The organism is Acidovorax sp. GW458-11-26-14-TSB4, from assembly GCF_059423865.1.
The window spans coordinates 373,175-396,520 of the sequence record NZ_JBWKYR010000001.1 but is presented as its reverse complement, the minus strand read 5'-3'; the positions used below and the strand labels follow the sequence as shown (position 1 = coordinate 396,520).

At 69.0% G+C, this 23,346-nt stretch carries 28 protein-coding genes and 1 riboswitch; of the genes, 13 read left to right on the top strand and 15 right to left on the bottom strand.

Going from position 1 to position 23,346, the window contains the following annotated elements:
• The first annotated feature begins 101 nt into the window (after positions 1-101).
• The 6 genes from AC07X5_RS01885 to AC07X5_RS01860 all read left to right on the top strand — a co-directional run bounded on the left by AC07X5_RS01885 (position 102) and on the right by AC07X5_RS01860 (position 4,955).
• Positions 102-1,430: a M20 metallopeptidase family protein gene (locus tag AC07X5_RS01885; RefSeq protein ID WP_494768842.1), complete on the top strand. Its 1,329-nt coding sequence runs from the start codon at positions 102-104 to the stop codon at positions 1,428-1,430.
• Between the two features lie 202 nt (positions 1,431-1,632).
• Positions 1,633-2,049, top strand: coding sequence for a YciI family protein (locus tag AC07X5_RS01880; RefSeq protein WP_494768841.1), 417 nt, complete (start codon positions 1,633-1,635; stop codon positions 2,047-2,049).
• A gap of 15 nt (positions 2,050-2,064) precedes the next feature.
• Positions 2,065-2,592 (top strand): SRPBCC family protein, encoded by a 528-nt coding sequence (locus AC07X5_RS01875; protein WP_409954697.1) that lies wholly within the window; start codon positions 2,065-2,067, stop codon positions 2,590-2,592.
• 74 nt (positions 2,593-2,666) lie between these two features.
• Positions 2,667-3,077 (top strand): VOC family protein, encoded by a 411-nt coding sequence (locus AC07X5_RS01870; RefSeq protein WP_409954698.1) that lies wholly within the window; start codon positions 2,667-2,669, stop codon positions 3,075-3,077.
• 5 nt (positions 3,078-3,082) lie between these two features.
• Positions 3,083-4,375 (top strand): RNA polymerase sigma factor, encoded by a 1,293-nt coding sequence (locus AC07X5_RS01865; protein ID WP_494768840.1) that lies wholly within the window; start codon positions 3,083-3,085, stop codon positions 4,373-4,375.
• Between the two features lie 49 nt (positions 4,376-4,424).
• A complete protein-coding gene (locus AC07X5_RS01860; RefSeq protein WP_409954700.1) occupies positions 4,425-4,955 on the top strand; it encodes a GFA family protein in 531 nt (176 codons plus the stop codon).
• On the opposite strand, the gene AC07X5_RS01855 is transcribed toward AC07X5_RS01860, so the two are convergent.
• Positions 4,922-6,046, bottom strand: coding sequence for an oxidoreductase (locus AC07X5_RS01855; RefSeq protein WP_494768839.1), 1,125 nt, complete (start codon positions 6,044-6,046; stop codon positions 4,922-4,924). The genes AC07X5_RS01860 and AC07X5_RS01855 overlap by 34 nt on opposite strands.
• Before the next feature lies 1 nt (position 6,047).
• A complete protein-coding gene (locus AC07X5_RS01850) occupies positions 6,048-6,443 on the bottom strand; it encodes a RidA family protein (RefSeq protein ID WP_409954702.1) in 396 nt (131 codons plus the stop codon).
• Positions 6,444-6,597: 154 nt separating this feature from the next.
• Between AC07X5_RS01850 and AC07X5_RS01845 the strand changes: the two genes are divergently transcribed.
• A complete protein-coding gene (locus AC07X5_RS01845) occupies positions 6,598-7,491 on the top strand; it encodes a LysR substrate-binding domain-containing protein (protein WP_494768838.1) in 894 nt (297 codons plus the stop codon).
• 9 nt (positions 7,492-7,500) lie between these two features.
• Here AC07X5_RS01845 and AC07X5_RS01840 read toward each other — a convergent pair whose 3' ends face one another.
• The 9 genes from AC07X5_RS01840 to dinG form a co-directional block, all read right to left on the bottom strand.
• Positions 7,501-7,977 (bottom strand): ribonuclease HI family protein, encoded by a 477-nt coding sequence (locus AC07X5_RS01840; RefSeq protein WP_409954704.1) that lies wholly within the window; start codon positions 7,975-7,977, stop codon positions 7,501-7,503.
• Between the two features lie 19 nt (positions 7,978-7,996).
• The gene (locus AC07X5_RS01835; RefSeq protein ID WP_494768837.1) at positions 7,997-8,245 is read right to left on the bottom strand and encodes a DUF3297 family protein; all 249 of its coding nucleotides are present in this window, start codon (positions 8,243-8,245) and stop codon (positions 7,997-7,999) included.
• 98 nt (positions 8,246-8,343) lie between these two features.
• Positions 8,344-8,973: a 3'-5' exonuclease gene (locus tag AC07X5_RS01830; protein ID WP_494768836.1), complete on the bottom strand. Its 630-nt coding sequence runs from the start codon at positions 8,971-8,973 to the stop codon at positions 8,344-8,346.
• Between the two features lie 71 nt (positions 8,974-9,044).
• On the bottom strand, positions 9,045-9,815 hold the full coding sequence (locus AC07X5_RS01825; protein ID WP_494768835.1) for a hypothetical protein: 771 nt from the start codon (positions 9,813-9,815) through the stop codon (positions 9,045-9,047).
• 95 nt (positions 9,816-9,910) lie between these two features.
• Complete coding sequence (locus AC07X5_RS01820) at positions 9,911-11,107, bottom strand: extracellular catalytic domain type 1 short-chain-length polyhydroxyalkanoate depolymerase (protein WP_494768834.1); 1,197 nt, start codon at positions 11,105-11,107, stop codon at positions 9,911-9,913.
• A gap of 186 nt (positions 11,108-11,293) precedes the next feature.
• Positions 11,294-11,722 (bottom strand): CopG family transcriptional regulator, encoded by a 429-nt coding sequence (locus tag AC07X5_RS01815; protein WP_409954709.1) that lies wholly within the window; start codon positions 11,720-11,722, stop codon positions 11,294-11,296.
• Between the two features lie 134 nt (positions 11,723-11,856).
• Positions 11,857-12,102 (bottom strand): hypothetical protein, encoded by a 246-nt coding sequence (locus AC07X5_RS01810; RefSeq protein ID WP_409954710.1) that lies wholly within the window; start codon positions 12,100-12,102, stop codon positions 11,857-11,859.
• Between the two features lie 43 nt (positions 12,103-12,145).
• Positions 12,146-12,649 (bottom strand): pyridoxamine 5'-phosphate oxidase family protein, encoded by a 504-nt coding sequence (locus AC07X5_RS01805; protein WP_409954711.1) that lies wholly within the window; start codon positions 12,647-12,649, stop codon positions 12,146-12,148.
• 111 nt (positions 12,650-12,760) lie between these two features.
• Positions 12,761-14,923 (bottom strand): ATP-dependent DNA helicase DinG, encoded by a 2,163-nt coding sequence (gene dinG, locus AC07X5_RS01800; RefSeq protein WP_494768833.1) that lies wholly within the window; start codon positions 14,921-14,923, stop codon positions 12,761-12,763.
• Positions 14,924-15,079: 156 nt separating this feature from the next.
• On the opposite strand from dinG, the gene AC07X5_RS01795 reads away from it, so the two are divergent.
• From AC07X5_RS01795 to AC07X5_RS01775, 5 genes are all read left to right on the top strand, one after another.
• A complete protein-coding gene (locus AC07X5_RS01795; protein WP_007861770.1) occupies positions 15,080-15,352 on the top strand; it encodes a hypothetical protein in 273 nt (90 codons plus the stop codon).
• A gap of 133 nt (positions 15,353-15,485) precedes the next feature.
• Positions 15,486-15,586: riboswitch (cyclic di-GMP riboswitch) on the top strand.
• A 189-nt stretch (positions 15,587-15,775) separates the two neighbouring features.
• Positions 15,776-16,741, top strand: a complete 966-nt coding sequence (locus tag AC07X5_RS01790; protein WP_494768832.1) for a hypothetical protein — start codon at positions 15,776-15,778, stop codon at positions 16,739-16,741.
• A complete protein-coding gene (locus tag AC07X5_RS01785; protein WP_494768831.1) occupies positions 16,735-17,325 on the top strand; it encodes a GTP-binding protein in 591 nt (196 codons plus the stop codon). The genes AC07X5_RS01790 and AC07X5_RS01785 overlap by 7 nt, the downstream gene beginning before the upstream one ends.
• Positions 17,318-17,773 carry a roadblock/LC7 domain-containing protein gene (locus AC07X5_RS01780; RefSeq protein ID WP_409954715.1) on the top strand — a complete coding sequence of 152 codons (456 nt, stop codon included), beginning with the start codon at positions 17,318-17,320 and terminating at the stop codon, positions 17,771-17,773. Before AC07X5_RS01785 ends, AC07X5_RS01780 begins: the two co-directional genes overlap by 8 nt.
• A gap of 62 nt (positions 17,774-17,835) precedes the next feature.
• Positions 17,836-18,198 (top strand): hypothetical protein, encoded by a 363-nt coding sequence (locus AC07X5_RS01775; RefSeq protein WP_409954716.1) that lies wholly within the window; start codon positions 17,836-17,838, stop codon positions 18,196-18,198.
• A 6-nt stretch (positions 18,199-18,204) separates the two neighbouring features.
• On the opposite strand, the gene AC07X5_RS01770 is transcribed toward AC07X5_RS01775, so the two are convergent.
• The 4 genes from AC07X5_RS01770 to AC07X5_RS01755 form a co-directional block, all read right to left on the bottom strand.
• A complete protein-coding gene (locus tag AC07X5_RS01770) occupies positions 18,205-18,885 on the bottom strand; it encodes an HAD family hydrolase (protein ID WP_494768830.1) in 681 nt (226 codons plus the stop codon).
• A 5-nt stretch (positions 18,886-18,890) separates the two neighbouring features.
• Positions 18,891-20,762, bottom strand: coding sequence for a B12-binding domain-containing radical SAM protein (locus tag AC07X5_RS01765; RefSeq protein ID WP_494768829.1), 1,872 nt, complete (start codon positions 20,760-20,762; stop codon positions 18,891-18,893).
• 150 nt (positions 20,763-20,912) lie between these two features.
• On the bottom strand, positions 20,913-21,482 hold the full coding sequence (locus tag AC07X5_RS01760) for a gamma carbonic anhydrase family protein (RefSeq protein ID WP_494768828.1): 570 nt from the start codon (positions 21,480-21,482) through the stop codon (positions 20,913-20,915).
• A gap of 55 nt (positions 21,483-21,537) precedes the next feature.
• Entirely contained in the window at positions 21,538-22,176 is a 639-nt protein-coding gene (locus AC07X5_RS01755; RefSeq protein WP_494768827.1) for a TetR/AcrR family transcriptional regulator, read from the bottom strand.
• Positions 22,177-22,310: 134 nt separating this feature from the next.
• On the opposite strand from AC07X5_RS01755, the gene AC07X5_RS01750 reads away from it, so the two are divergent.
• Complete coding sequence (locus tag AC07X5_RS01750; protein WP_494768826.1) at positions 22,311-23,345, top strand: MBL fold metallo-hydrolase; 1,035 nt, start codon at positions 22,311-22,313, stop codon at positions 23,343-23,345.
• The last annotated feature ends 1 nt before the right edge of the window (position 23,346 follow it).

Below are 23,346 nucleotides of genomic sequence, written 5' to 3'. Positions count from 1 at the left end.
TGATGCATTTCCGTTTTCACGGCAACGAAATTGTGACTGTTCGCGGCATGGGCTCGGCGATAGAGTGGCTGCCGTCCTTGTCCATACCGAAGGGTTCTTCCATGAAACACCGGCTCCTGCCGTTGGCCGCCTTGCTCTCCAGCCTGGCTTTGTCCGCCCATGCCCAGACATCGGCATCCCCCCTGGCCCAGCGCGTTCTGGCCCTGTCCGATGCAGCTGAGCCCCAGGTGATCGCTTGGCGCCGCCACATCCACCAGCACCCTGAGCTGTCGTACGAAGAGGTGCAGACAGCCGCCTACATCGCGGCCGCGCTGGCCAGGATGCCCGGCATCGAAGTGCAGACCGGCATTGCCAAGACCGGCATCAAGGCCGTGCTGCGCGGCGGCAAGCCCGGCCCCGTGGTGGCCCTGCGCGCCGACATGGACGCCCTGCCCGTGCAGGAGCGCAACGACCTGCCCTTCAAGTCCACTGCGCGCGCGCAGTGGCGCGGCAACGAGACACCTGTGTCCCACGCCTGTGGGCACGACACCCATGTCGCCATGCTGCTGGGCGCCGCGCAGGCACTCTCCAGCGTGCGCAGCGAACTCGCGGGCACGGTGGTCTTTCTGTTCCAGCCGGCCGAGGAGCTCGGCCCCGGCCCCGTGCCCAGCGGTGCCAAGGCCATGATGGAGGCCAAGGTGCTCGAGAACCCCAAGGTCGACGTCGTGATGGGCCAGCACATCAGCGCCCGCGCACCCGGCAACACCCTGGCCTACCGCGCGGGCAGCTTCATGGCCAGCGGCGACGTCTTCAACATCAAGCTCCAGGGCAAGGGCGGCCACGGCTCCTCGCCCTGGACGGCCAAGGACCCCACGCTCACCGCGGCCGAGATCGTGCTTGCGCTGCAGGGCATCATCAGCCAGCAGATCGACCCGCTCGACGGCCCCACCGTGGTCACCGTGGGCCTGCTGCAAAGCGGCAACCGCGTCAACATCCTGCCCGATACGGCCGAGATCGGCGGCACCGTGCGCTCGCTCTCGGCGCGCAACCAGAAGGTGGCGCACGAGAGCATCCGCCTCAAGGCGCAGAAGATCGCCGAGAGCGCGGGCCTTACGGCCGAGGTCACCATCGACACCGGCTACGAGGTCGTGGTCAGCGACCCGAAGATCACCGCCGCCCTGGCCCCGGCCTTCGCCGCCGCAGCGGGCGGCGCCGACAAGGCCAGGGAAGTGCCGCCCTCCATGGGCTCGGAAGACTTCGGCTCCTTCGGGGGCAGCGGCGTGCCCGTGGTGTTCTGGAACCTGTATGCCTCGCCCTTCGGCGACAAGTCGGGCGCGCCCAACCATTCGTCCGAATTCGTGATCGACGAAAAGGCGCTGCGCATCGGCGTGCGCGCATTGACCAGTGCCACCCTGGCGTACATGGCGCAGAACCCCGCGGCCAAGCGCTGACCGCCACTGCCGCCCCGTTCGCCAAACAGCCCATGCCGTGCCCGGCATGGGCTGTTTTCATTCGGAAGACGGGAATTTTCTAAGTAGAAACCCTGATGTTCCAGAATCCGTGTCGATTCCGCGCTTGCCCATCCGTCGTGGAGGTATGAGCGCAGAGAAATCCTTGTCTCCGCGCCGCCACTTCTACCAAAGGAGATCTGCCATGCGATTCATGATTCTGGTCAAAGCCAGCCCCGAGAGCGAAGCCGGCGTGCTGCCCGGTGAGGACATGCTTGCCCTGATGGGTGCATACCATGAGGAGCTGTCCCGCGCCGGCGTGCTGCTCGATGGCGTGGGCCTCAAGGCCAGCAGCCAGGGCTGGCGCGTGCGCTATGGCAGCGGCGGCCAGCGCACGGTGGTCGACGGCCCGTTTGCCGAGACCAAGGAGCTGCTCGCGGGCTACACGCTGATCCAGGTGCGCTCGCGCGAGGAAGCCATGGAATGGGCACGCCGCTTTCCCAACCCGCGCGGCGAGGGGCTCCCGGCCGAGATCGAGGTGCGCCCGGTCTTCGAGCTCGACGACTTTGCCCAGGGCGAAGGCGTGCAGCGCTTTCGCGACCTGGACGCCAGCCGCGCCTGAGCCCCGGAGGACCCCATGCTCAAGACCATTGCCCTCACCGCACTGGCCGCCGTGGCCCTGCTGCTGGCCTACGCGGCCACCCGCCCCGACAGCTTCCGCGTGGAGCGCAGCCGGGTGATAGAGGCCCCGCCCGAGCGCGTGTTCGGCCTCATCCAGGACCTGCGCCGCTTCAACACCTGGAACCCCTACGAGCGCAAGGACCCGGGCGCCAAGGGCGAGTACAGCACCACCACCGCCGGTCCCGGCGCGCGCTATGCGTGGCGGGGCGACAAGGTGGGCACGGGCAGCATGGAGATCACCGAGGCGACGGCCCCCGCCCATGTGGGCATGAAGCTCGACTTCGTGGCCCCGTTCGAGGCGCACAACCGGGCGGACTTCACGCTGCAGCCCCAAGCCGGCAACGCCACCCGCGTCACCTGGGCCATGCACGGCCCGGTGCCCTACCTCGCCAAGATCATGCACCTGTTCTTCAATGTGGACAGCATGGTCGGCAAGGACTTCGAGGAGGGCCTTGCCTTCCTCGCGGCCGAGGCCGCCAAGTGATCCCGCTGGGGCGCCTCGTTCCCTGCATTCCCCGTCCGTTATCCCTTATCGTTCCACTACCTCAGGAGACCGCCATGCAACACCAGATGATCTTCGTCAACCTGCCCATCAAGGACATGGGCCGCTCGCAAGCCTTCTTCCGCGCGCTGGGCTACGACTTCAATCCCCAGTTCACCAACGAGCAGGGTGCCTGCCTGGTGCTGGGCGAGAACCTGTTCGTGATGCTGCTCGTCGAAGAGTTCTACAAGACCTTCACCGACAAGGCGATAGCCGACGCGAGGAAGACCTCCGAGGTGCTGGTCTGCCTGTCGGCCCAGAGCCGCGAGGAGATCGACGCCCTGGTCTCCAAGGCCATCGCCGCCGGCGCCACCGCACCGCGCCCACCGCAGGACCATGGCTTCATGTACGGCCACGGCTTTGACGACCTGGACGGCCACACCTGGGAGTTCGCCTACATGGTGGACGCCAGCAAGGCGCTGGGCTGAGCACCATGGGCCTGCCCGACCCCGATGCGCTGCACCGCACCATCGAATCGGTATGGCGCATCGAGGCGGCCCGCATCATCGCCCGCGTGGCGCGCATGACGCGCGACGTGGGCCGGGCCGAGGAGCTGGCGCAGGATGCGCTGGTCTCGGCCCTGGAGCACTGGCCCGCCACCGGCCTGCCTGACAACCCCGCCGCATGGCTCATGACCACCGCCCGCAACCGCGCCCTCGACCACCTGCGCCAGCAGGCCATGCAGGCGCGCGAGCACGAGGCCCTGGGCCATGACATGGAGGCGCTGGAGGCGCAGTACGCGCCCGACTTCGTCGACGCCCTGGACGCCGCGCGCCAGGACGACATCGGCGACGACCTGCTGCGCCTGATCTTCACCGCCTGCCACCCCGTGCTCTCCACCGAGGCGCGCGTCGCCCTCACGCTGCGGCTGCTGGGCGGCCTGTCCACGGTGGAGATTGCGCGCGCCTTTCTCGTGCCCGAGGCCACCGTCGCCCAGCGCATCGTGCGCGCCAAGCGCAGCCTCACGGCCGCGCATGTGCCCTTCGAGGTGCCGGGTGCGGCCGAGCGCGCGCCGCGCCTGGCCTCGGTGCTCGAAGTCATCTACCTGATCTTCAACGAAGGTTATGCCGCCACCGCCGGCGACGACTGGGTGCGCCCGGCGCTGTGCGGCGAGGCCCAGCGCCTGGTGCGTGTGCTCGCCGGCCTGGCGCCCGACGAGCCCGAGGTGCAGGGCCTGGTGGCGCTGCTGGAGATCCAGGCCTCGCGCCTGCCCGCGCGCACCGATGCCGAAGGCCGCCCCGTGCTGCTCATGGACCAGGACCGCTCGCGCTGGGACCACCTGCTGGTGCGCCGGGGCCTGGCTGCGCTCGACAAGGCCGAGCAACTGGCCCGCGCCGGCCACCCCTGGGGGCCGTACGCGCTGCAGGGCGCCATCGCCGCCTGCCATGCGCGCGCCCGCCGCGCCGAAGACACGGACTGGCACCACATCGTCGCGCTGTACGACGCCCTGCTGCAGGTCTCGCCCTCGCCCGTGGTCGCGCTCAACCGTGCGGTGGCCGTGGGCATGGCCGACGGACCCGCCGCGGCCCTGGCCCTGGTGGATGCACTGGGCGCCGACCCCGCCCTGCGCGACTACCACTGGCTGCCCAGCGTGCGTGGCGACCTGCTGGCCAAGCTGGGCCGCCACGGTGAGGCGCGCACCCAGTTCGCGCACGCCGCCACGCTCACGCGCAATGCGCAGGAACAGGCGCTGCTGCTGCAGCGCGCCGCGCAATGCGGCACGTGACAGAGGCGGGTGTTTCACGTAACGTGCACGCTTCCAAGGAGCGACCTCCATGCACCCTGCGCCCACGCCCCCGTTCCCGCTCGAAGGCGGCTGCGACTGCCACCACGTGCGCTACCGCATGGAGACCGCGCCGCTGTTCGTGCACTGCTGCCACTGCCGCTGGTGCCAGCGCGAGAGCGGGGCCTCGTTCGCGCTCAACGCCATGATCGAGGCCGACCGCGTGCACCTGCTGGGTGGCACGCCCGTGCTGGTGGATACGCCGTCGGAAAGCGGCCTGGGCCAGAAGATCGCGCGCTGCCCCCACTGCCATGTGGCGCTGTGGAGCCACTATGCGGGCGCGGGCCCGGTGGTGTCCTTCGTGCGCGTGGGCACGCTCGATGAGCCTGACCACCTGCCGCCCGACATCCACATCTTCACGCAGTCCCGGCAGCCCTGGGTGGTGCTGCCCGAGGGCGCGAAGGTGGTGCCCGAGTACTACGAGCGTGAGGCGCACTGGCCGCCCGAGAGCCTGGCGCGGCGCCAGGTGCTGCTGCCCCGGATAGCGGCTTACCGCGCCGCGAAGGGTTTCGATCCGCTATAGCCCAGCAGGCGGTCCGCGTTGGCCAGGTCGGCGATGGGCGAGAGCAGCGCCCGGTCGAAGTCCTTCAGGGTCTGGCCCGAACGCACGCGCTGCGGCCAGTCCGCATGGGTGAGCGCCCCCCGGCCGAGCGAAACCAGATCGGCCTCGCCACGCCCGACCATTCCAGCGGCCGCGGCGGGCGTGTGCAGCGAGCCGTTGGCGATCACCGGCACCGCTCCGTGCCGCTTCGCGAGCGCTGCAAGACTGGGGCCTTCTCCAAAAGCCGGTTGCCAGGCTTCGAACTCGGTCGTGTGCAGATAGTCGAGAGGGGCTGCCGACAAGACCGCGAACACGGTAGCCGCCTGTGCCTCGCCCCCGGGCCATTGGTGCGTGAAGTCGTTCACCTTGCCTTGAGAGACGCGGTATCCGACCACGAATCCGGGTCCCACCGCGCGGCGCACTGCATGGATCGTCTCGACGCCAAGGCGCAAGCGCTGCTCCAGCGAGCCACCGTAGCCATCGCCGCGGTGGTTGGTGTATCCGGTGAGGAACTGATCGAGCAGGTAGCCGTTTGCACCGTGGATTTCCACGCCATCGAAGCCGGCTTGCCTGGCGCGCAGCGCTGCGGCGGCAAACCCGGCGACGATTTCCTCAATCTCTGCAAGCGACAGTTCCTCAGGCGTCCTGTAAGCGCCCTCGCCCCGGTAGAAGCCCATCTGCAGGCCCTTGGGCTGCACCGCGGAAGGCCCCTTGGCGACAGTCCGGTGGGGATTGCCCTGCGAGATCGCACCGGCGTGCATCAGCTGGGCCACGATCCGGCCGCCCGCAGCATGCACCTGGTCCGCGACGGGCCGCCATGCCTCCTGCTGCGCGCCGTCGGTGAGGCCGGGCTGGAACAGATAGCCCTGGGCGTATGCCCGGTCGGTGTAGATGCCTTCGGTGATGACGAGCCCGAAGCCACCGCGGGCGAATGCGCCGTAGTACTCGGCCATGCGGGCCGTGGCACGGCCATCGGCCGTGGCGCTGACCCGCGTCATCGGCGCCACCGCCAGGCGGTTGGCCAATGGCAGCGGGCCCAGAGCGACCGGGGACAGGAGGGTCGCCGTATCCATCTCAGCCTCCCTCCGCGGGGGGCACGACGGCAATGGCCTCGATCTCGATCATCGCCTCGGGCGTGTAGAGGGCGCGGATCTCGGCGATGGTGTCGGCAGGGTACGGGGCCGCAAAGAACTCCCGGCGCAGGGCCACGACGTCGTCGAAGTGGCCCATGTCGGTCACGAAGATCGTGACCTTGACGATGTCCTTGAGGCCGGCGCCGCCGGCCTCCAGGGCCCGGCGCAGGTTCGCGAAGGCCTGCCGGCCCTGCGCCAGGAATCCGCCCGGGACGATCTTTCCATCCTGGCCGGCGCCGGCCTGCCCGGAGATGAAGAGCCAGCCGTTGGCCTTGATGCCCTGCGACAGCAGGAAGGGTTCATAGGGGTCCGGGTGGGTGATGACGCGCTCGATCATGGTTGATTTCCTTTCATCTGAAGCCGGGGCCACTGCAGCCCCGATGTGAGGAAGATAAGGAATGGCGGTGCTTTCGACAAAGGCTCATTTCTCAGCGGTAAGATGAGATGAAATCATCCATGGCAGGCGAAAAGCCTGCGCGCCATCCATGTCCATGCGCCGACGATCCCTGCCGCTATCGGCCCTGCGCGCCTTCGAAGCGGCGGCCCGCCTGGGCAGCTTCAAGGCCGCGGCCGAGGAACTCGCGGTCACGCCGACAGCGGTCAGCCACCAGATACGGGGCCTGGAGCAGCAGCTGGGCGCGCCCCTTTTCAGCCGGCAGGTCCGCCGGGTGGTGCTGACCGAGCCGGGCATGCAGCTGTACCCGGTGCTGCGCGATGGCTTCGACGCGTTCCAGGCCTCGCTGGAGCGGCTGGCGCAGGCGCGGCAGCGGCCGCAGGTGGTGATCTCGGCCACCAACGCGTTCACCGCCCGATGGCTGTTGCCGCGCATGGCCGACTTCCGTGCCCAGCTACCGGGCATCGACCTGCAGCTGCAGGCCTCGGACGATCCCGTGGATCTGCGTTCGAGCGCGGTCGACATCGCCATCCGCTATGGTCGGGGGCCCTATCCCGGCCTGGCGGTGGAGGCCCTCTTCACCGACGATTTCGCACCGGTGTCGAATCCGCGGCTCGGGGTGCGCTCGACCGAGGACCTGGCGCGGTGGCCCCTGATCTACTTTGCCTGGCGCCGGCCCCGGCCGGAGAATCCGACCTGGGAGCGCTGGTTCGCCGAGGCCGGGCTGCGGGAGCAGGCGCCGGCGGGCACCTTGCGCTTTTCGGACGAAGGCCATGCCATCCAGGCGGCGATCGCCGGGCAGGGCATTGCGCTGGTGAGCCAGGCACTGGTGGCCGAGGAACTGGCGTGCGGCAACCTGCACCAGCCTTTCGGGCCGGGCATCGCCGGCCACACCTACCACCTCGCCATCAGCGACGAGCGTGCGCCATCGCCGAGCACGCAAGCCGCCATGGCATGGCTGAGAAGCCAGGCGGCAAGTCTTCGGGGCTAGGGCTCGGAGCTAGCGTTCGGACGGCCCGCGCTTCCTGCGCGGCAGGTGCTTCCAGGAGGGATGGGTGGCCGGCTTGGGCGCAGCCCCCAGCGCCGCGCGCGCGAGTGCATCGGCCTCGGCATTGCGGTGGCGCGGTATCCACTGCACCTGCGCGGTGGTGAATTCGGCCAGCAGGCTGCGTGCGGCCGCATACAAGGGCGCCAGCCGCGCATGGGCGGCGGCCGGTGTGGCCGCCATCTGCTCCACCAGCAGGCTGCTGTCACTGTAGACCTGCACGGTGGCGGCGCCCCGCGTGCGCGCCTCACCGAGGGCCAGCACCAGGGCACCCAGCTCGGCCTCGTTGTTGCAGCCGGTGGTGTGCGTGGCCTGCGACAACCGGTGGCGGGTGCCGTCGGGCGCCACCAGCACGGCACCCAGGCCCATGCGGCCGGGGTTGGGGATGGCGCTGCCATCGCAGTGGATGGTCCAGGGCGCTGGCAGGTCCATGGCGGAACGGTGGCCGCTCTTACTCGGGCTGGCGGTAGTACGCCTCCACCTTGCCCTTGAGCTTGATGATGAGCGGCTGGCCCTTGCGGTCCAGCGTCTTGCCGGCAGGCACCTTGACCCAGCCTTCGCTGATGCAGTACTCCTGCACGTCGTTGCGGTCCTTGCCGTTGAAGCGGATGCCGATGTCGTGATCGAACACGGCCGGCACATGGTGCGGGCTGCGCGGGTCGGCGGACAGGTGGTCGGGCAGGGGTGGGGTATCGGTCATGGAAATCGTGTGAAGAATGGGGTCAATGCAGGCGCGTATTTTCGTTGATCCGCCGCATGCCCGCGCCGGCAAAGGGAGGGTTGCGGGCTGGGGATCAATCAGCCGGCGGCCGGAACCGCGGGCGCGGCATGCTGCGCGAGCAGCTTGCCCACGCCCGGCCTGGCGCAGCGCTGCAGCGCCATCAGGAGTGCGTGGCCGGGTTCGACCACGCCCCAGCGCTGGCGCAGGTCGTGCTGCATGCGCGCCAGCAGTTCGGCGGCCATCTCGGCGTCGGCCAGCGCCCGGTGGGCCCGGCCGGTGCGCGGCAGGCCGTGGTAGTCCACCAGCGAGCCGAGCTTGTGGCTCGGTGCCTCGGGGTACAGCCGGCGCGACAGCAGCACCGTGCACGCGAACGGGTGCGGCGCGGGCACGCCGGCCAGGGCCAGCTCGGCCTGCCAGAACTTGCTGTCGAAGGCGGCGTTGTGCGCCACCATGGGCGCATCGCCCACGAAGCGGGCCGCGTCCTGCATCACGCCGGCCGCTTCGGGCGCGGCGTTCACCATGGCGTTGGTGATGCCCGTGAGCTGGGTGATGAAGGCGGGGATCCAGGCGCCGGTCTTTATCAGGCTCTGGTAGCGGTCCACCAGGCGGCCGTCCTCCAGCAGCACGATGGCCACCTCGGTCGCACGCGCGCCCTGGCCGGGCGAGACGCCCGTGGTTTCAAAGTCGATGACGGCGATGCGGGACATGGGGCCTGGAGGATAAACCGAAGCCCTTGCCCCGTCCCGGGCCCAGGGTTTGCGGCCCTGCCAGGCGGGCTTCAGGCCGCCGTATAGGTGTAGTCCACCGGCACGGTGCGCTCGTAGACCGTCTGGCTGGCGGCGTTCTTCATCACCAGCCGGACGCTGCCGAGCTTGCCGGGGTCGATGACGGTGAAATGCCTGGCCACGACCCCGGTGCCCATTTGCCTGCCCGTGGTGCCCTCATAGGTCATGTTGGCCTGCGTCTCGGGGATGACCCAGATATCGAGGCCTTCTTCGGTGTTGATCGTGTAGGCGACGTCCACGTCGATGCGGGTGCCGGCCTTGACCACGGCCGGGGAGGGAATGGACACCTTGATGCCGGTGATCTCCGAGCCCTTGCCATCGTTCAGCCACTCCTCGTCGACCTCGGCCTGTTCGTAGGTGAAGTCCACCGCCAGCGCCTGGTTGAAGACCTCCACGAACTCCTGGTTCTTGGCCACGATGAACAGCTCGCGCATGCTGCCGGCCTGCGTCAGGTGCACGGAACGGCCGATCCGGCCCGTGCCGGGCTCCATGCGGTCGTGCGAACCCTCGTAGACCGAATCGTAGGTGGTGTCGAGGATCTTTACCCAGACATACAGCGGCTCGCGGGGCGCCGAGTAGCGGTAGTCCAGCATCACGGTGATGGGGGTGTTGGCCTGCAGCACACTGCCCGAGGGCGGGTCCATGCGCACTCCGGTGATCTTCAGGTCGGTTCGGCTGTTGTCCTGGCGCCTGGCGCGCCGCACAAAGTAGACGACCAGCCCGATGGCCACCAGTCCCGCGATGGTGATGTAGACGTTTTCCACGGTGAATTGCCCCTCAGGGTCCGCACCTCGCTGTTGGTATGGATGGGGCGGTGCGTGGTGCCCCGGGGCAAATTATGGTGGTGGTCGACCAGGGGTCAACAGCGGGGGTGTGCGAGGAAGAAGCGCAGCATCTCCTCGGTGGCCGACACGCCCCGGGGATCGGTATGGCTGCCGCGCGCATCGCCACCGGCCCAGGCGTGGCCGCCACCGTGCAGCACCCAGTGCTCTGCCAGCGTGGTACCGCCGCTCTGGTACAGGGTGCGCGTATAGCCCTGGCCTTGGGCCGACCGGCCGGTGGTCACCGCAGGGCGTACCTCGCTCTCGGCTGCGGCCAGTGCGGTCTCCACCAGTTGCTCGCCATTGCGGGCATGCACGGTGGCATCGGCGTCGCCATGGAAGACGATCAGGGGCAGCGCCGTGCCCAGCTGGATGACGGGGGGCGTGGTCGTCGCGAACGGGCTGGTGCTGGCGGCCTTGGCGCCGGTCTTCATCGCCGAGAGCGCCGCCATCACGTTCTGCGCCGCACCGGCCGCCAGGCCCGAATGCACGCCCACGGCAGCAAACAGGTCGGGGTACTCGCGCGCCAGCAGCGCCGCCATGGCGCCCCCGGCCGACAGGCCCGCCACATACACGCGCCGTTCGTCGACCGGGTGGCGCGCCATCACCTCGCGCACCATGGCCACCAGCGTGGCCGGCTCGCCATTGCCGCGCCGCTGGTCCTCCGGGCGGAACCAGTTCCAGCAGGCCTTGGGGTTGGCGCTGGCCGACTGTGCGGGGTAGAGCACCAGCGCGCGGGCCGCCCCGGCGGCTTCGTTCATGCCGGTGCCGGTGGCGAAGTCCTTGGGGTCTTGCGTGCACCCGTGCAGCATGAGCACCAGGGGCATGGGCGTGGCGGCGTCGGCGCCCGGGGGCACGTAAAGGTAGTAATGGTCCTGCGGCGCGCCCGCGCGGGAAAACGCCACGCGCGTGAAGTGGCCGGGGGGCTGCGCCGGGCTGGGCGCCGGCCTGCTGCGCAGGGGCGCCTCGGCCGCAGGGGCCGTGTCCGCGCCCTCCTCCACCAGGTCGATCACCTCGGCGTCTTCGATGCCGGCCTGCGCATAGCGGTTGCGCCAGCTGGGGCCGGCCGGGGCCGCAGGTGTGGCGGGAGGCGGCGAACCCGGCTTGGCACCCTGCCCGCCGCCAGCGCCGCCCAGGGCCTGCTGGATGGCGCGGGTGGCATCGGCCAGCTGGCCCTTGCGCACCAGGTCGGTGGCATTGCCGAGAATGTGTTGGAGGTTGTGGTTCCAGTCCATGGGGGTCCTTGGGTTCTGCGGATAGGGCATGCGCCGTTCATGGCACAGCCGCCCAGGGGTGGCCGGTGCCGTCGGTTTTTGTCTCGGGATGCCGCCGCTCGAAAGGGCCGGTCTGGATTAGAAGAACGCGAAAGAAATCGCCGCTGTGGTGCTATGGGGCACCCGCCACGGAGGGCGTCGTTTGTCTCAGCCGATGCGGCCGGCCAGTGCCGCCTTGACGGCCGGGCTGGCGTGGAAGGCCCCCAGCACGGTGACCGAGGCGATGGTCGCCTGCGCCAGCTCGGGCGGTACGTCGTCCTCGATGCTGGCCAGGCCCAGCACGCGGATCTCCAGCGTCTGGCCGGCGGCCTGGATGGTCTCCAGGTCGGTGCGGCCAAAGCGCTGCAGGCCCAGCACCAGCATCTTGCGTGCCACCACCTGGCGCACGGCCTCGTTCTGGGTGCTCAGCTGGTTGCGGATCGCGGTGCGGATGAAGTCGGTGCGGTTGGCGTAAAAGCCCTCGGATACAAGCAGATCGATGTGCCCCAGGTCCACATAACCGAGGTTGATGGTGATCTTTTCGGAATCGGGGACCTTGTTGCGCAAGGCCAGTGAGGTGCTGGGAGTGGAGTTCATGGGGTACCTTCTGGCCATCTTGTGCCATCCATATGGATGGTAAATGGATGGTGTTCTGGTCTTTTCAAGGGTGGGCCATCCAAAAGAAAGAGCCCAAGGGGCCCTTTCTGGTGCGTTGCTGCAGAGCGGCGGGATCAGCCCGCGCCGCGGCTGCCCCCGCCACTGCTGCTGCCCGCACCGCCCTGGCGCGATTGCCCCTGGTTGCCGCTGCCCAGGTGGGTGTCACGGTCCCCACGGCTTTCCGGGGTCCTGCGGCCCTGGTTGGTCTGCGTGGCGGCCTTGTCGCCGGTGCTGTTGTGGGCATGGGCCACCTTGCCCGTGTCCTGGTCGGCGCTGGCGCCGTGGTCCAGGTCGTCGTTCCTGTTGTCCTTGCTGCTCATGGCGATCTCCTTGGTTCGGGTTGAACGGTGGTGCTGCAGCGGTTCAGGACAGCGTCAGTTCCTTGTGCTCGCCCAGGTCGCGCGGCTGCTCGCCGGTGATGGCGGCCTTGGCCATCTTGAACAGCTGCACCATCTTGCTTTCCTTGACGTCCCAGTACTCGGCATGGCCGATGCGCACCGCCAGCAGGGCCAGGTTGGGGTCGGTGTGGCCTGCGGGGAACCAGGCCTTGGCCATGGGCGACCACAGGGCCTCCTTCTGTGCCAGGTCCTCGACGAAGCTGGCCTGGCCCGACAGGGACACATAGCTGTCGTCGCCGGGATCGGCGTAGGACACGTTCACTTGGCCATCGGTCAGCAGGCGGCCATACAGCTCGCCATTGCGCGGGATGAAGAAGTACAGCAGCGACTGCTCGTCAATGCTGCGGTTCTGCGTGGTCAGCGGGTGCGCATGCAGCATGCCATTGGCGTGGCGGTGCGTGAGCATGCCGAATTTGATGTCCTTGATCAGCTTCCAGAGCGTCTCGCGGGCGGGGGTTTCGTGTTGCATGGGGGTGCCTCCGGCGGGTGGTGAATCGGTAAAAATTCACTGTAGGCCGCCGGGAGGTGCGCAGGCGTCGGTCTCGGGCCCGGCTTGCGTAGGGCGTTTGTCCGACAGCGCTCAGCGCGGCCTGCGCTGCTCCAGCGCAAATGGGGGCAGACCCTTGAGCAGGCGTTGCCCGTACGAGGTGTTCATGAGCCGCTTGTCGTAGCAGTAGACATGGGCCTGGTCTTCCTCGGTGCGGATGGCGCGGCCCACCCATTGGGCCAGGCGGATCGCGGTGGCCGGCACCACCAGTTCGCTGAAAGGGTCGCGCCCCACGGCGCGCAGCCATTCGGCGCGGGCCTCGCCCACGGGGTCGTCGGGCGGGGCGAAGGGCAGCTTGGTGATGAACACCGACTCGCACAGCCGCCCCGGCAGGTCCAACCCCTCGCCGAAGGACTGCATGCCGAAGATCACCGAGGGCTGCCCGTCGGCCACGCGCTCGCGGTGGCGCTTGAGCAGCTGCGTGCGCGGCAGCGCGTTCTGCACCAGCACCACGCTGCGCATGGCAGTAGGCAGGGCATCGACTGCCTGGCGCATCTGTTCGCGCGAGGTGAACAGCACCAGCGCGCCGTATTCCACGTTGGCGATGTCGTAGAGCAGCGCCTCCACCATCTCGGCCGTGAACTGGGCCGCGTTCTTCGGGTCGGCGTGGGTCTCGGCCGCGATCAGCGTGCCCTGGGCGGCATAGTCGAAGGGGCTCGGCACCTCCAGCGTGGTGGCGGCCGCGTCGCCGTGCAAACCCGACTCGCGCAGGAAGAATTCGAAGTGCCCGCAACTGGTAAGCGTGGCCGAGGTCAGCACCGCGCCGCGTACGGCGCTCCACAGGTGGTTGCGCAGCGTGGTGCCGGGCAATATCGGGCTGGCATGCGCCTTGACGACGATGAAGTCGCCCTCCACCTCCAGCGTGAACCACTTGGCCGCCGGCACCGCGCCCTCGGGCGCATCCTGCAGCAGCAGCTGGGCGGTGGCGTGCAGCTCCTCCAGGCGCGGCGCCAGCATGCCGATCTGCGCGTACAGGGTGGACAGGCGGCGCGCCTCGTCGGGCTTGTCGCGCATCTCGGCGCGCAGCGCCTTGGAGATGGCGCGCAGCGCTTCGAGGAAACCATCGGCACTCGCGGCCAGCAGCCCCAGCGGTGCGAGCAGCGGCTGCGGCAGTTCGCCGCGCGGCACGCGCACGCGCGCCGGGCCCCAGGCGTCCCGCTGGCTCTTGAGGGCCGGGCCGTACACGTCCATCACGATGCGTGCCAGGTCCTGCAGGGTCTGGCGCAGCTGGCCCGAGTGCTTGGGGATGTCGGCGATCTCTTCGACCTCCAGCAGCGCGCCGATGCGCAGGCCCCGGCTGGCCAGGCGCTCGATCCAGGTCACGCGGCTCAGGTCCATGCTGCAGGCGAACTGGTCCAGCGCCGTCGCGGGCAGGTGGTGCGCCTCGTCCAGCACCAGCAGGCAGTTGTCCAGTTCGGGCAGCACGCGTGCGCCCAGGGAGGACAGCAGCAGGTCGTGGTTGGCCACGATCACCTGGGCGCCGACCAGCTCCTTGCGCTTGTCGTAGTAGGTGCACTGGCTGAAGGCCGGGCAGTGCTTGCCGGTGCAGGAGGCGCCCTCGGCCGCCACGGCGCTCCACACCTCGGGCTCGGGCGGCGTGTCCAGGCTGTCGCGGTCGCCGTCCCAGGCGCCCTTGGCAAGGGTCTGCGACATGGCGGAGTAGAACTGGATGCGCGCCTCGGTCTCCTGGCGCGGGCGCTTGGCGCGCGCGGCGGCCTCTTCCTCGGCGAACAGGTCGTCTTCGGGCTCATCCTCGGCTTCGCCGGTGCCGGCCAGGCGGTCGAGCTTGAGCTTGCAGACATAGCGGCCGCGCCCCTTCGCCAGCGCAAACTTGAAGGGCTGGGGCAGCAGCTTGGCCAGAGCGGGCAGGTCCTTGTTGACCAGTTGTTCCTGCAGCGCCACCGTGGCGGTGGATATCAGCACCCGCGTGCCGCGCGACAGCGCCATCGAGATCGCGGGCGCGCAGTAGGCCAGCGACTTGCCCACACCGGTGCCGGCCTGGATCACGGCGATCGACCGGGTGGGCGCGGCTTCGCCCGCCTCCTCGTCCACCTTGCCCAGCGTGGCATGGCCGAAGGTTTCTGCCACCTGCGCGGCCATGCGCCGCTGCCCCCCGCGGCTGCGGAAACCCGGGGTGGCCTGCACCACCGCATCGAAGGACTGCAGGGCCGCCTGGGCCCACTCTGTGGAAGACATAAGGACGAGAGTGTGGCATATGGTTGGGCATACAGTGTCTTGCGACCTGGGCATCCTGTCGTGCAGATGGGGAATGGGCCTACACCGTGGTGCACCTGGCTCTCCTAGGATGGGACAACGACCCACTAGCGCCCCTGTGGCGCCAAGGAAGCACACATGCCCACGACCGCCGATCCCCGCACGACCGAAGCCTCGGTGGACACCACCAAGCGCCAGTCCGCCGCCACCCCCACCCGCGGCGACGCCGATGCGGCCAACGCCGCCCAGGAAGAAAACCCCAAGCTGCCGCACGAGCGCGACCAGTCGGTGGACATGACCCATGGCAAGCCCGACGCCCAGGTACAGCAGGCCTACCGCGACGTGCAGCGCGGCCTGCAGGACACAGACCGCGGTCCCCCGGCCGACAAGGCCTACCAGAAGCAGAAGTAGCCTGGCCCGCGCCGCGCAGGCCGCCCTGCCGGTGTATGCGCCAGAACAACACCCTGGAAACGCGCGTCGAGTGCGGGCGTTGCTGTGCGCCATTCAATGGTTGCCAGAGCAACCCATTCCCCTATACTGAAAAGCACTGAAACGGCACCCCCGTGCGAAAGCCGGGCCCGCAAAGTCACCGGTCTACCGGTACCGAGAGCATGTCTCGGCACCCACGACAGCGGGACTGCCACGTTGAAATCCAGGGTTGCCCAGGGAAACCGCCGTCTCAGTGGTCATCACACCCAACCGAGAGGCCGCCCCAGCGATGCAACACCGCCCAGGTCCCGCACTCGCCGTTTCTGCTCCTGATCTTCCTGCTTCGAGCGCGGGCCGGGCCATCCATGGCCGCCTTCACGGGCGCCATCCTGCTGCACAGGGGGCTTGACGGATATGGGCGACGGGCTGGTCATCGGTACCCAGGACATTGCGCAGAAGGACCAACTGGTGCTGCGCGCCCTGGTGCGCCTGCTCGACGGCGGCGTGAACATCCGTGCGCGCTTCAGCGAACAGCTGGCCGAGTGCAATGTGGTCTTCGTCCCCGGCCACTGGCCCTACCGCTTCCATGCCCCCTGCATCACGGTGCGCGTGCTCGACCCCGCCGACACCGGTGCGGCGCTGGAGCAGACCGCCGACCTCACCGTGGCCACGCCGCTGCGCATGAGCAACGTGATCGCCGTCCTGCAGTCGGCCACCCAGCGGGTGCACGGTGCCACGCAGTTCGACCCGGTCAAGGGCCAGCGTGCCCTGTTCGATCTGCTCGCCGAGCGCACCCGCACTGCGGAACGCCGCCGCGCCGTGGTACCCGTGAGCGGCGGCCAGCAGATCGTCTTCGACTTCGTGCAGCAGCTGGTGCACACCTCCATGCCCCTGGAGGTGCTGCTCTCGGGCGCCTACACGCTGGGCGAGCCGCACCGCGTGAGCCCGGTCGAGGAAGAGCTCATCCGCTCCGTGCCCGCGCACAGCCTGCGCCACGTGCTGTGGAGCCTGGCCATGCGCCTGGCCGAGAGCCGTGCGGGAGCACCCGCACGCCCTGGCTGGTACCGGCTGCTGCGCTGGCCCGATGCCATCGGCCTGTCGTCCGCCGGGCACCCGCGCCTGGCGGCGCTGCTCACCAGCCGGGCCCTGAGCTGCGAGCAGCTGTGTGCCAAGAGCGGCGTGCCCGAAGCCACGGTGCGCTGGTTCCTCGAAGCCAGCCTGGCCCTGGGCCTGGCGGTGGAGGAGAGCGCGCCTGCGGTGGCTGCCGCCGCCGCTGTGGCAGCCCCGGTGCCGGCGGCCAAAACCCCTGTTCCTGCCGCCGCCCCCGCGGGCTGGCTTGGCAACCTGCGAGAACGGCTCAAGCTATGGTGACGCCCTCTTCCTCCGCGCCTGCGGTGTTTGCAGGCGGTTCCCGCGATCTCAAGATCGTGTTCACCGGCCCCATGGGCGCCGGCAAGACCACCGCCATCCAGGCCATCAGCGATGGCCAGGCCCTGTCCACCGACGTGCCCATCACCGGCTGGTCCGAGCTGCCCATGCCCGGCAAGACCATGACCACCGTGGGCCTGGACTACGGCGAGTGCCAGATGGATGGCGGCCAGTGGAAGCTCAAGCTCTTCGGCACGCCCGGCCAGGAGCGCTTTCGCTTCATGTGGGACATCCTGGGCGCGGGCGCCTTCGGCCTCATCGTGCTGGCCGACAACTCCCAGCACGACCCCATTGGCGAGGTGGCGCGTTACCTCCAGGCCTTCGCCCCGCATGTGCCGGCGCGGCGCACCGTGGTGGGCGTGGGCCGGCTGGACACCCATCCCTCGCCCGGCATCGCCGACTACTGCGAGCAGCTGGGCGCCCTGGGATACAACCCCCCGGTGCTGGAGGTGGACGTGCGGCGCGATGCCGACGTGCGCCTTTTGCTGTCGGTCCTGGTGAGCATGGCGGAGATCGAACATGAGTAGCAGCAATATCGGCGGCACCCCTGGCCTGGTGCCTGTCGCCACGTCCTTGCGACTGGTCACCATTGCCCAGCTGGCCGGGCTGCTGGGCGAGCTGCAGCGCGGCACGCCGGGCATCCTGAGCGCCACGCTGGCCAGTGCCGACGGCTTCACCGTGGCCTCCACGCTGTCCGACAGCCAGGACGCCGACAAGCTCTCGGCCATGTCCGGCTCGCTCAGCGCGCTGGCCGGCGCCATGACGCGCGAGGCCGGCCACAGCGCGCCCGAGCGGCTGATCCTCGAATCGGGCAGCGGCCACATCGTCTCGATGAACCTGCCTGTGCCCTCGGGCGACTTGGTGCTCACCGTGGTCACCAACGAATCCTCGCTGCTGGGCAAGCTGCTGTGGAGCTGCCGCAACACCGCCGACCAGGTGGTGGCCGCCTGCACCACGGCGCCGCAGCCGGGCTGAGCCCCTTCCATTGCCGTTCCCGTTCCCTGTTCTGTTCCACCACCACCACCGGAGACCCCGCCATGGCATTGACCCCCAAAGAACTCCTGAACCAGCTGATGCAGACCGAGGGCGCGATGTGCGCCGCGCTGGTGGACTACAACAGCGGCATGCTGCTCGAATCCGTGGGCAGCGGCATGGACCTGGAGCTGGCCGCCGCCGGCAACACCGAGGTGGTGCGCGCCAAGATGAAGACCATGAAATCGCTGGGCATGCAGGGCGCCATCGAGGACATCCTGATCACGCTGACGCACCAGTACCACATCATCCGCCCCGTGGAAAAGCACGACGGCCTGTTCATCTACTACGTGCTGGACCGCAGCCGCGCCAACCTGGCCATGGCGCGCCGCAAGGTGCTCGAAGCCGAGTCGCAGACCGCTATCTGAGCACCGTCAGGCGCCGCGCGTGAACCAGCGCGGCAGCTCGGGCAAGGCCTGCTCCAGCGAGCCCAGCACGGCCAGGCAGGCCTGCGCCACCTCGGGTGCGGGCTGCAGCAGGTCGGGCACCACCACCAGGCCCATGCCCGCGGCCAGCGCCGCGCAGGCGCCATTGTGGCTGTCCTCGAAGGCCAGGCAGCGGGCCGGGTCCACCCCAAGCCGCCCGGCTGCCAGCGCATACAGCGCCGGGTCGGGCTTGCCGCGCAGTACCTCGTTGCCCCCGGCCACCGCCGCGAAATGCGGCAGCACGCCCACGCGCGCCAGGCGGTGCGTGATCTCGTCGGTGCGCGATGACGAGGCCACGGCGCAGGGAATGCCAGCGGCCTGCAACTGCGCGAGCAGCGCGGCAGCGCCGGGCTTGAGCGGGAACAGCAGCCTGTCGCCCTCGACCTCTTCCAGTGCGGTGCGCACAGCCCCCATGGCCTGCTCGAACGGAGCGAGCCCGCCCAGGAGCGCCTGCAGGATGGCATGCGAGTCCTGTGCCGCCTTGCCCACCACCTGCAGGTAGTCGCTTTCGCGCAGCTCCACGCCGAGCGCCAGCGCCGCCTCGGTCCAGGCGCGCAAGGTGGCGCGTTCGGAATCGATGAGCAGGCCGTCCATGTCGAAGATGGCGGCGGCGAAGGGTGGCGGGGGCATGCCGCTCAGCCGCGCTCGCGCAGCGCCCGCTCGATGCGGTCGCACCGCACCGTGGTCTTGGGCACCTTAAACGGGAACCACATGCGCACGTCCTCTTCGAGCCCGATGCCGTGCATGTAGTTGTAGATGGCCTTTTTGAGGCCGGCGCCCAGCGCGTCGTGGTCCACGCCCGTGGGGTCGACGAAGGCCACGTCGTTCTTGGCGAAGTCGCCCGGCGGCAGCGGCGCCAGGGTGACGCCGTATTCCTCGGGGTTCTTGCCCACGGGCGAGTGCACGGTGCAGGCAAAGCGGTGGAAAAAGCCGCTCTGGATGCAGCCGTTGGCGAACAGCTGGCGCACGTACTCGAGCGCGTCCACCGTGTCCTGCACCGTCTGCGTGGGAAAGCCGTACATCAGGTAGGCGTGCACGAGGATGCCCGCGTCGGTGAAGGCCCGCGTCACGCGCGCCACCTGATCCACCGAGACGCCCTTCTTCATCAGGTTCAGCAGCCGGTCGGAGGCCACTTCCAGACCGCCCGAGATGGCGATGCAGCCGCTGTCGGCCATCAGGCTGGCGAGCTCGGGCGTGAAGGTCTTCTCGAAGCGGATGTTGCCCCACCACGAGATGCCTGTGTTGCGCGCGATCAGCTCGGTCGCCAGGGCCTTGAGCGACTTGGGCGGCGCGGCCTCGTCGACGAAGTGAAAGCCGGTCTGCCCCGTCTCGCGCACGATGGCTTCGATGCGGTCGGCCAGCACGGCGGCCGAGGCGCCTTCGTAGCGGCTGATGTAGTCCAGGCTCACATCGCAGAAGCTGCATTTCTTCCAGTAGCAGCCGTGCGCCACGGTGAGCTTGTTCCAGCGCCCGTCGCTCCACAGCCGGTGCATGGGATTGAGCATGTCCAGGAGCGACAAATATTTGTCCAGCGGCAGCCCGTCCCAGGTGGGTGTGCCCACTTCGGCGAAGGCGATGTCCGCCTCCTGCATGTTGATGTAGCGCACGGCGCCCGTATCGGCCTCGCGCACGAAGGTGCGAACCAGGCGCTGGCGCCCGCGTTGGCCCTGCACATGCTCCAGCAGCGCCAGCAGCGGGCGCTCGCCCGCGTCGAGCGCCACGTAGTCGAAATGGTCGAACACGCGCGGCTCGGCCAGCTCGCGCAGCTCGGTGTTCACAAAGCCGCCGCCCAGCACCGTGACGATGTGCGGGTGCTCGGCCTTGATCGCCTGCGCGATGCGGAAGGCCGCATACACAGCCCCCGGAAAGGGCACGGACAGCAGCACCACCGTAGGCGCATGGCGCTCCACTGCGGCCAGGGCCAGCGTGCGCAGGGTCTCGTCCACCAGGTTCAGGGGCTCGGCCAGCGCGGCGGCCAGCGGATCGAAGGTGGGCTGGCTGCCGGCCAGCGACTCGGCATAGCGCACGAACTCGAAGCGCGGGTCCACCGCGTCGCGCAGCACGTCGGCCAGGTCGTTGAGGTACAGCGTGGCCAGGTGCTTGGCCCGGTCGTGCAGGCCCAGGGCGCCGAAGGCCCAGCCCAGCGGGTCGCCGCCCTCGTCGTCCACGTACACGTCGAGCGTGGCGAAGCGCGGCCCCTCGGGCAAAAAGTTGCGCCCCACGATGCGGTGCGCCAGCGTGGTGTCGCGCCCCTGAAGGAAGGCGATGGTGGGCGCGATGGTGGAGAAATACCGTTCGCGCTGCGCCGCGAAGGCCTGCACCGCGGGGCTGTGCTTCTTCGCGGGCAGCGCATCCAACTTGGCGGCCACCGCGCGCAGGCCCTCGGGCGAGAGCAGCTGCAGCACCAGGGCCAGCGCCAGGTCCTCCTGCACCGCCGTGATGCCGCGCGAGCGCAGAAAACCCGTGAGGTAGGCGGTCGATGGGTAGGGCGTGTTCAGCTGCGTCATCGGCGGGATGACGGACAGGACGCGAAGCGGTGGGACGGCGGACATGGTGGGGGCGGACGGGCACACTCAGGCGATGCGGTGCCGCCTCAAGGGGAATCGTGGAAGTGCCCGATTATCCCGCCTGGCCCTTACCCAGCGGGGGCGTGCGACTTACAGTGGCTGCGGTGGCGGCTCCACTGCCGCTTCCGGCGTGCCGGCCAGGTAGTTGTTCTTCACGCGCACGTAGTGCTCTGCCGAATAGCGCAGGTAGGCGATCTCCTGGTCCGTCAGCGCGCGCTGGCGCACCGCGGGCCGGCCGATATAGAGGTAGCCGCTCTCCAGCACCTTGCCGGGCGAGACCAGGCTGCCCGCACCCAGCATCACGCGGTCGCCGATCACGGCGTCGTCCATCACGATGGAACCCATGCCGATCAGGCACTCATCGCCGATGCGGCAGCCGTGCAGGATCACCGAATGGCCCACGGTCACATGGCTGCCGATGATGAGCGGCGAGCCTTCGGGCTTGCTGGCATTGCGGTGCGAGACATGGCCCATGCTCAGGTCCTGCACATTGGTGGCTTCGCCCACCACGATGCGGTTCACATCGCCGCGCAGCACGGCGTTGCACCACACGGAGGCGTCTTTTCCAAGCGTCACGTCGCCGATCACCTGGGCGGAGCTGTGCAGGAAGACGCCGGTGCCGAGCACGGGTGCGGTATCGAGGTAAGGAGCGGTGGGCATGGGGTTCGTGGGGCTCAGGATGCAAAACGCCGAGCGTAGTGCAAATCCGGCAAGCTCAGCCCGGTGCCCCGACGGCGTAGAAGCCCAGGAACATGTCCACCGCATCCTCCAGCACCTGCTGGCGCAGCGCGGGTGCCAGCGGCGGCTGGCCCATGGCCAGCTGGGGCCAGAAGGCGAAGGACTTGACCAGGCCGTGCAACTGGTGGGCGGCGTAGTTTGCATCCACCCCGGCGCGCAGGCGCCCGTCCTGCTGGGCGGCGCGCAGCCACTGCGGCAGGCCCTCTTCCTTTTCGGACAGGCGGTCCACCAGGGCGCGGGCGCGCTCGGGCGTGTGCATCAGCTCGGCCATGGCCACACGCGACAGGTCGATGAAGCTGGCGTCGTCGAGCATCTGCATCTTCTGCTCCAGCACGGCCAGCAGCTGCGCGCGCAGCGGGCTGGCCGCGTCATAGGGGATCTCGGCCTGCGCATGGCTGCGTTCCCACATCTGGGCCAGGATGGCCTCGAACAGTTCGTCCTTGCTCGGGAAGTGGTTGTACACCGTGCGCTTGGAGACATCGGCCGCGGCGGCCACGCGGTCCATGCTGGTGCCGGCAAAGCCGTTCTCGCGGAACTCGGCAATCGCGGCCTGCACGATGGCCTCGCGCTTGCGGTCGGTCAGGCGGGTGGGAACGGTGGGGGCTATGGCACTCATAGGCGAAATTTTACACCGGGTAGTTTACTTTTTCAGAAACAACACTACACTGTGCAGTGCACTTTTCAGAAAAGGCAGTCTCCATGTTCCGCCGCGTGCCCCGCATATTCCTCCTCCTCACCGCAATCACCGCCATGGCCTACAGCATCATTTCCTGTGCCACCCTGCCCTCGGGCTCGTACGAGGCTTCGCCCCAGTACCAGGACGGCAAGTTCCGCAACGCCGTGCCGCGCCAAGCCCCGGGCTTCCTCAAGACCGTGGCCATCTTCTGGCGCTTTGCCACCGAAAAGCCCGCCAACACGGTGCCTACCAAGCCCATCGAGGTCAAGCCGCTGACCCAGGCCGACGTGCTGGCCGCGCCCGACCAGAGCCTGTGGCGCCTGGGCCATTCGACCATGCTGCTCAAGCTCGACGGCAAGTTCTGGCTCACCGACCCGGTGTTCTCCGAGCGCGCCTCGCCCTTCCAGTTCGCGGGCCCCAAGCGCTTCCATGCGCCGCCGCTCACCATCGACGAGCTGCCACCCATCACCGGCGTGGTGCTCTCGCACGACCACTACGACCACCTCGACTTCGACGCCATCCAGAAGCTCGCGCCCAAGGTCGAGCATTTCCTCACCCCCCTGGGCGTGGGCGACCGCCTCATCGCCTGGGGCGTGCCGGCTGCCAAGGTGCAGCAGTTCGACTGGTGGCAGGGCACCAGCGTGGGCGGCGTGAAGTTCGTCGCCACCCCGGCCCAGCATTTCTCGGGCCGCACCCTGTCGGACGGCAACGCCACGCTGTGGGCCTCGTGGGTCATCATGGCTGGCGACACGCGCATCTTCTTCAGCGGCGACACCGGCTACTTCGACGGCTTCAAGGCCATCGGCGAGCGCTACGGCCCCTTCGACCTGACCATGGTCGAGACCGGTGCCTACGATGCCCAGTGGCCCGACGTGCACATGCAGCCCGAGGAAAGCCTGCAGGCCCACCGCGACGTGCGTGGCCACCACATGATGCCCATCCACAACGGCACCTTCGACCTGGCCATGCACCCCTGGCACGAGCCTTTCGACCGCATCACCCAGCTGGCTGCGGCCGCCAACGTGCCCCTGGTGGCACCGGTGATGGGTGAGCGCCTGGACATCCGAAACCCCGCCCTGTCGCAAAGCTGGTGGAAAAGCGCGGAGTGAA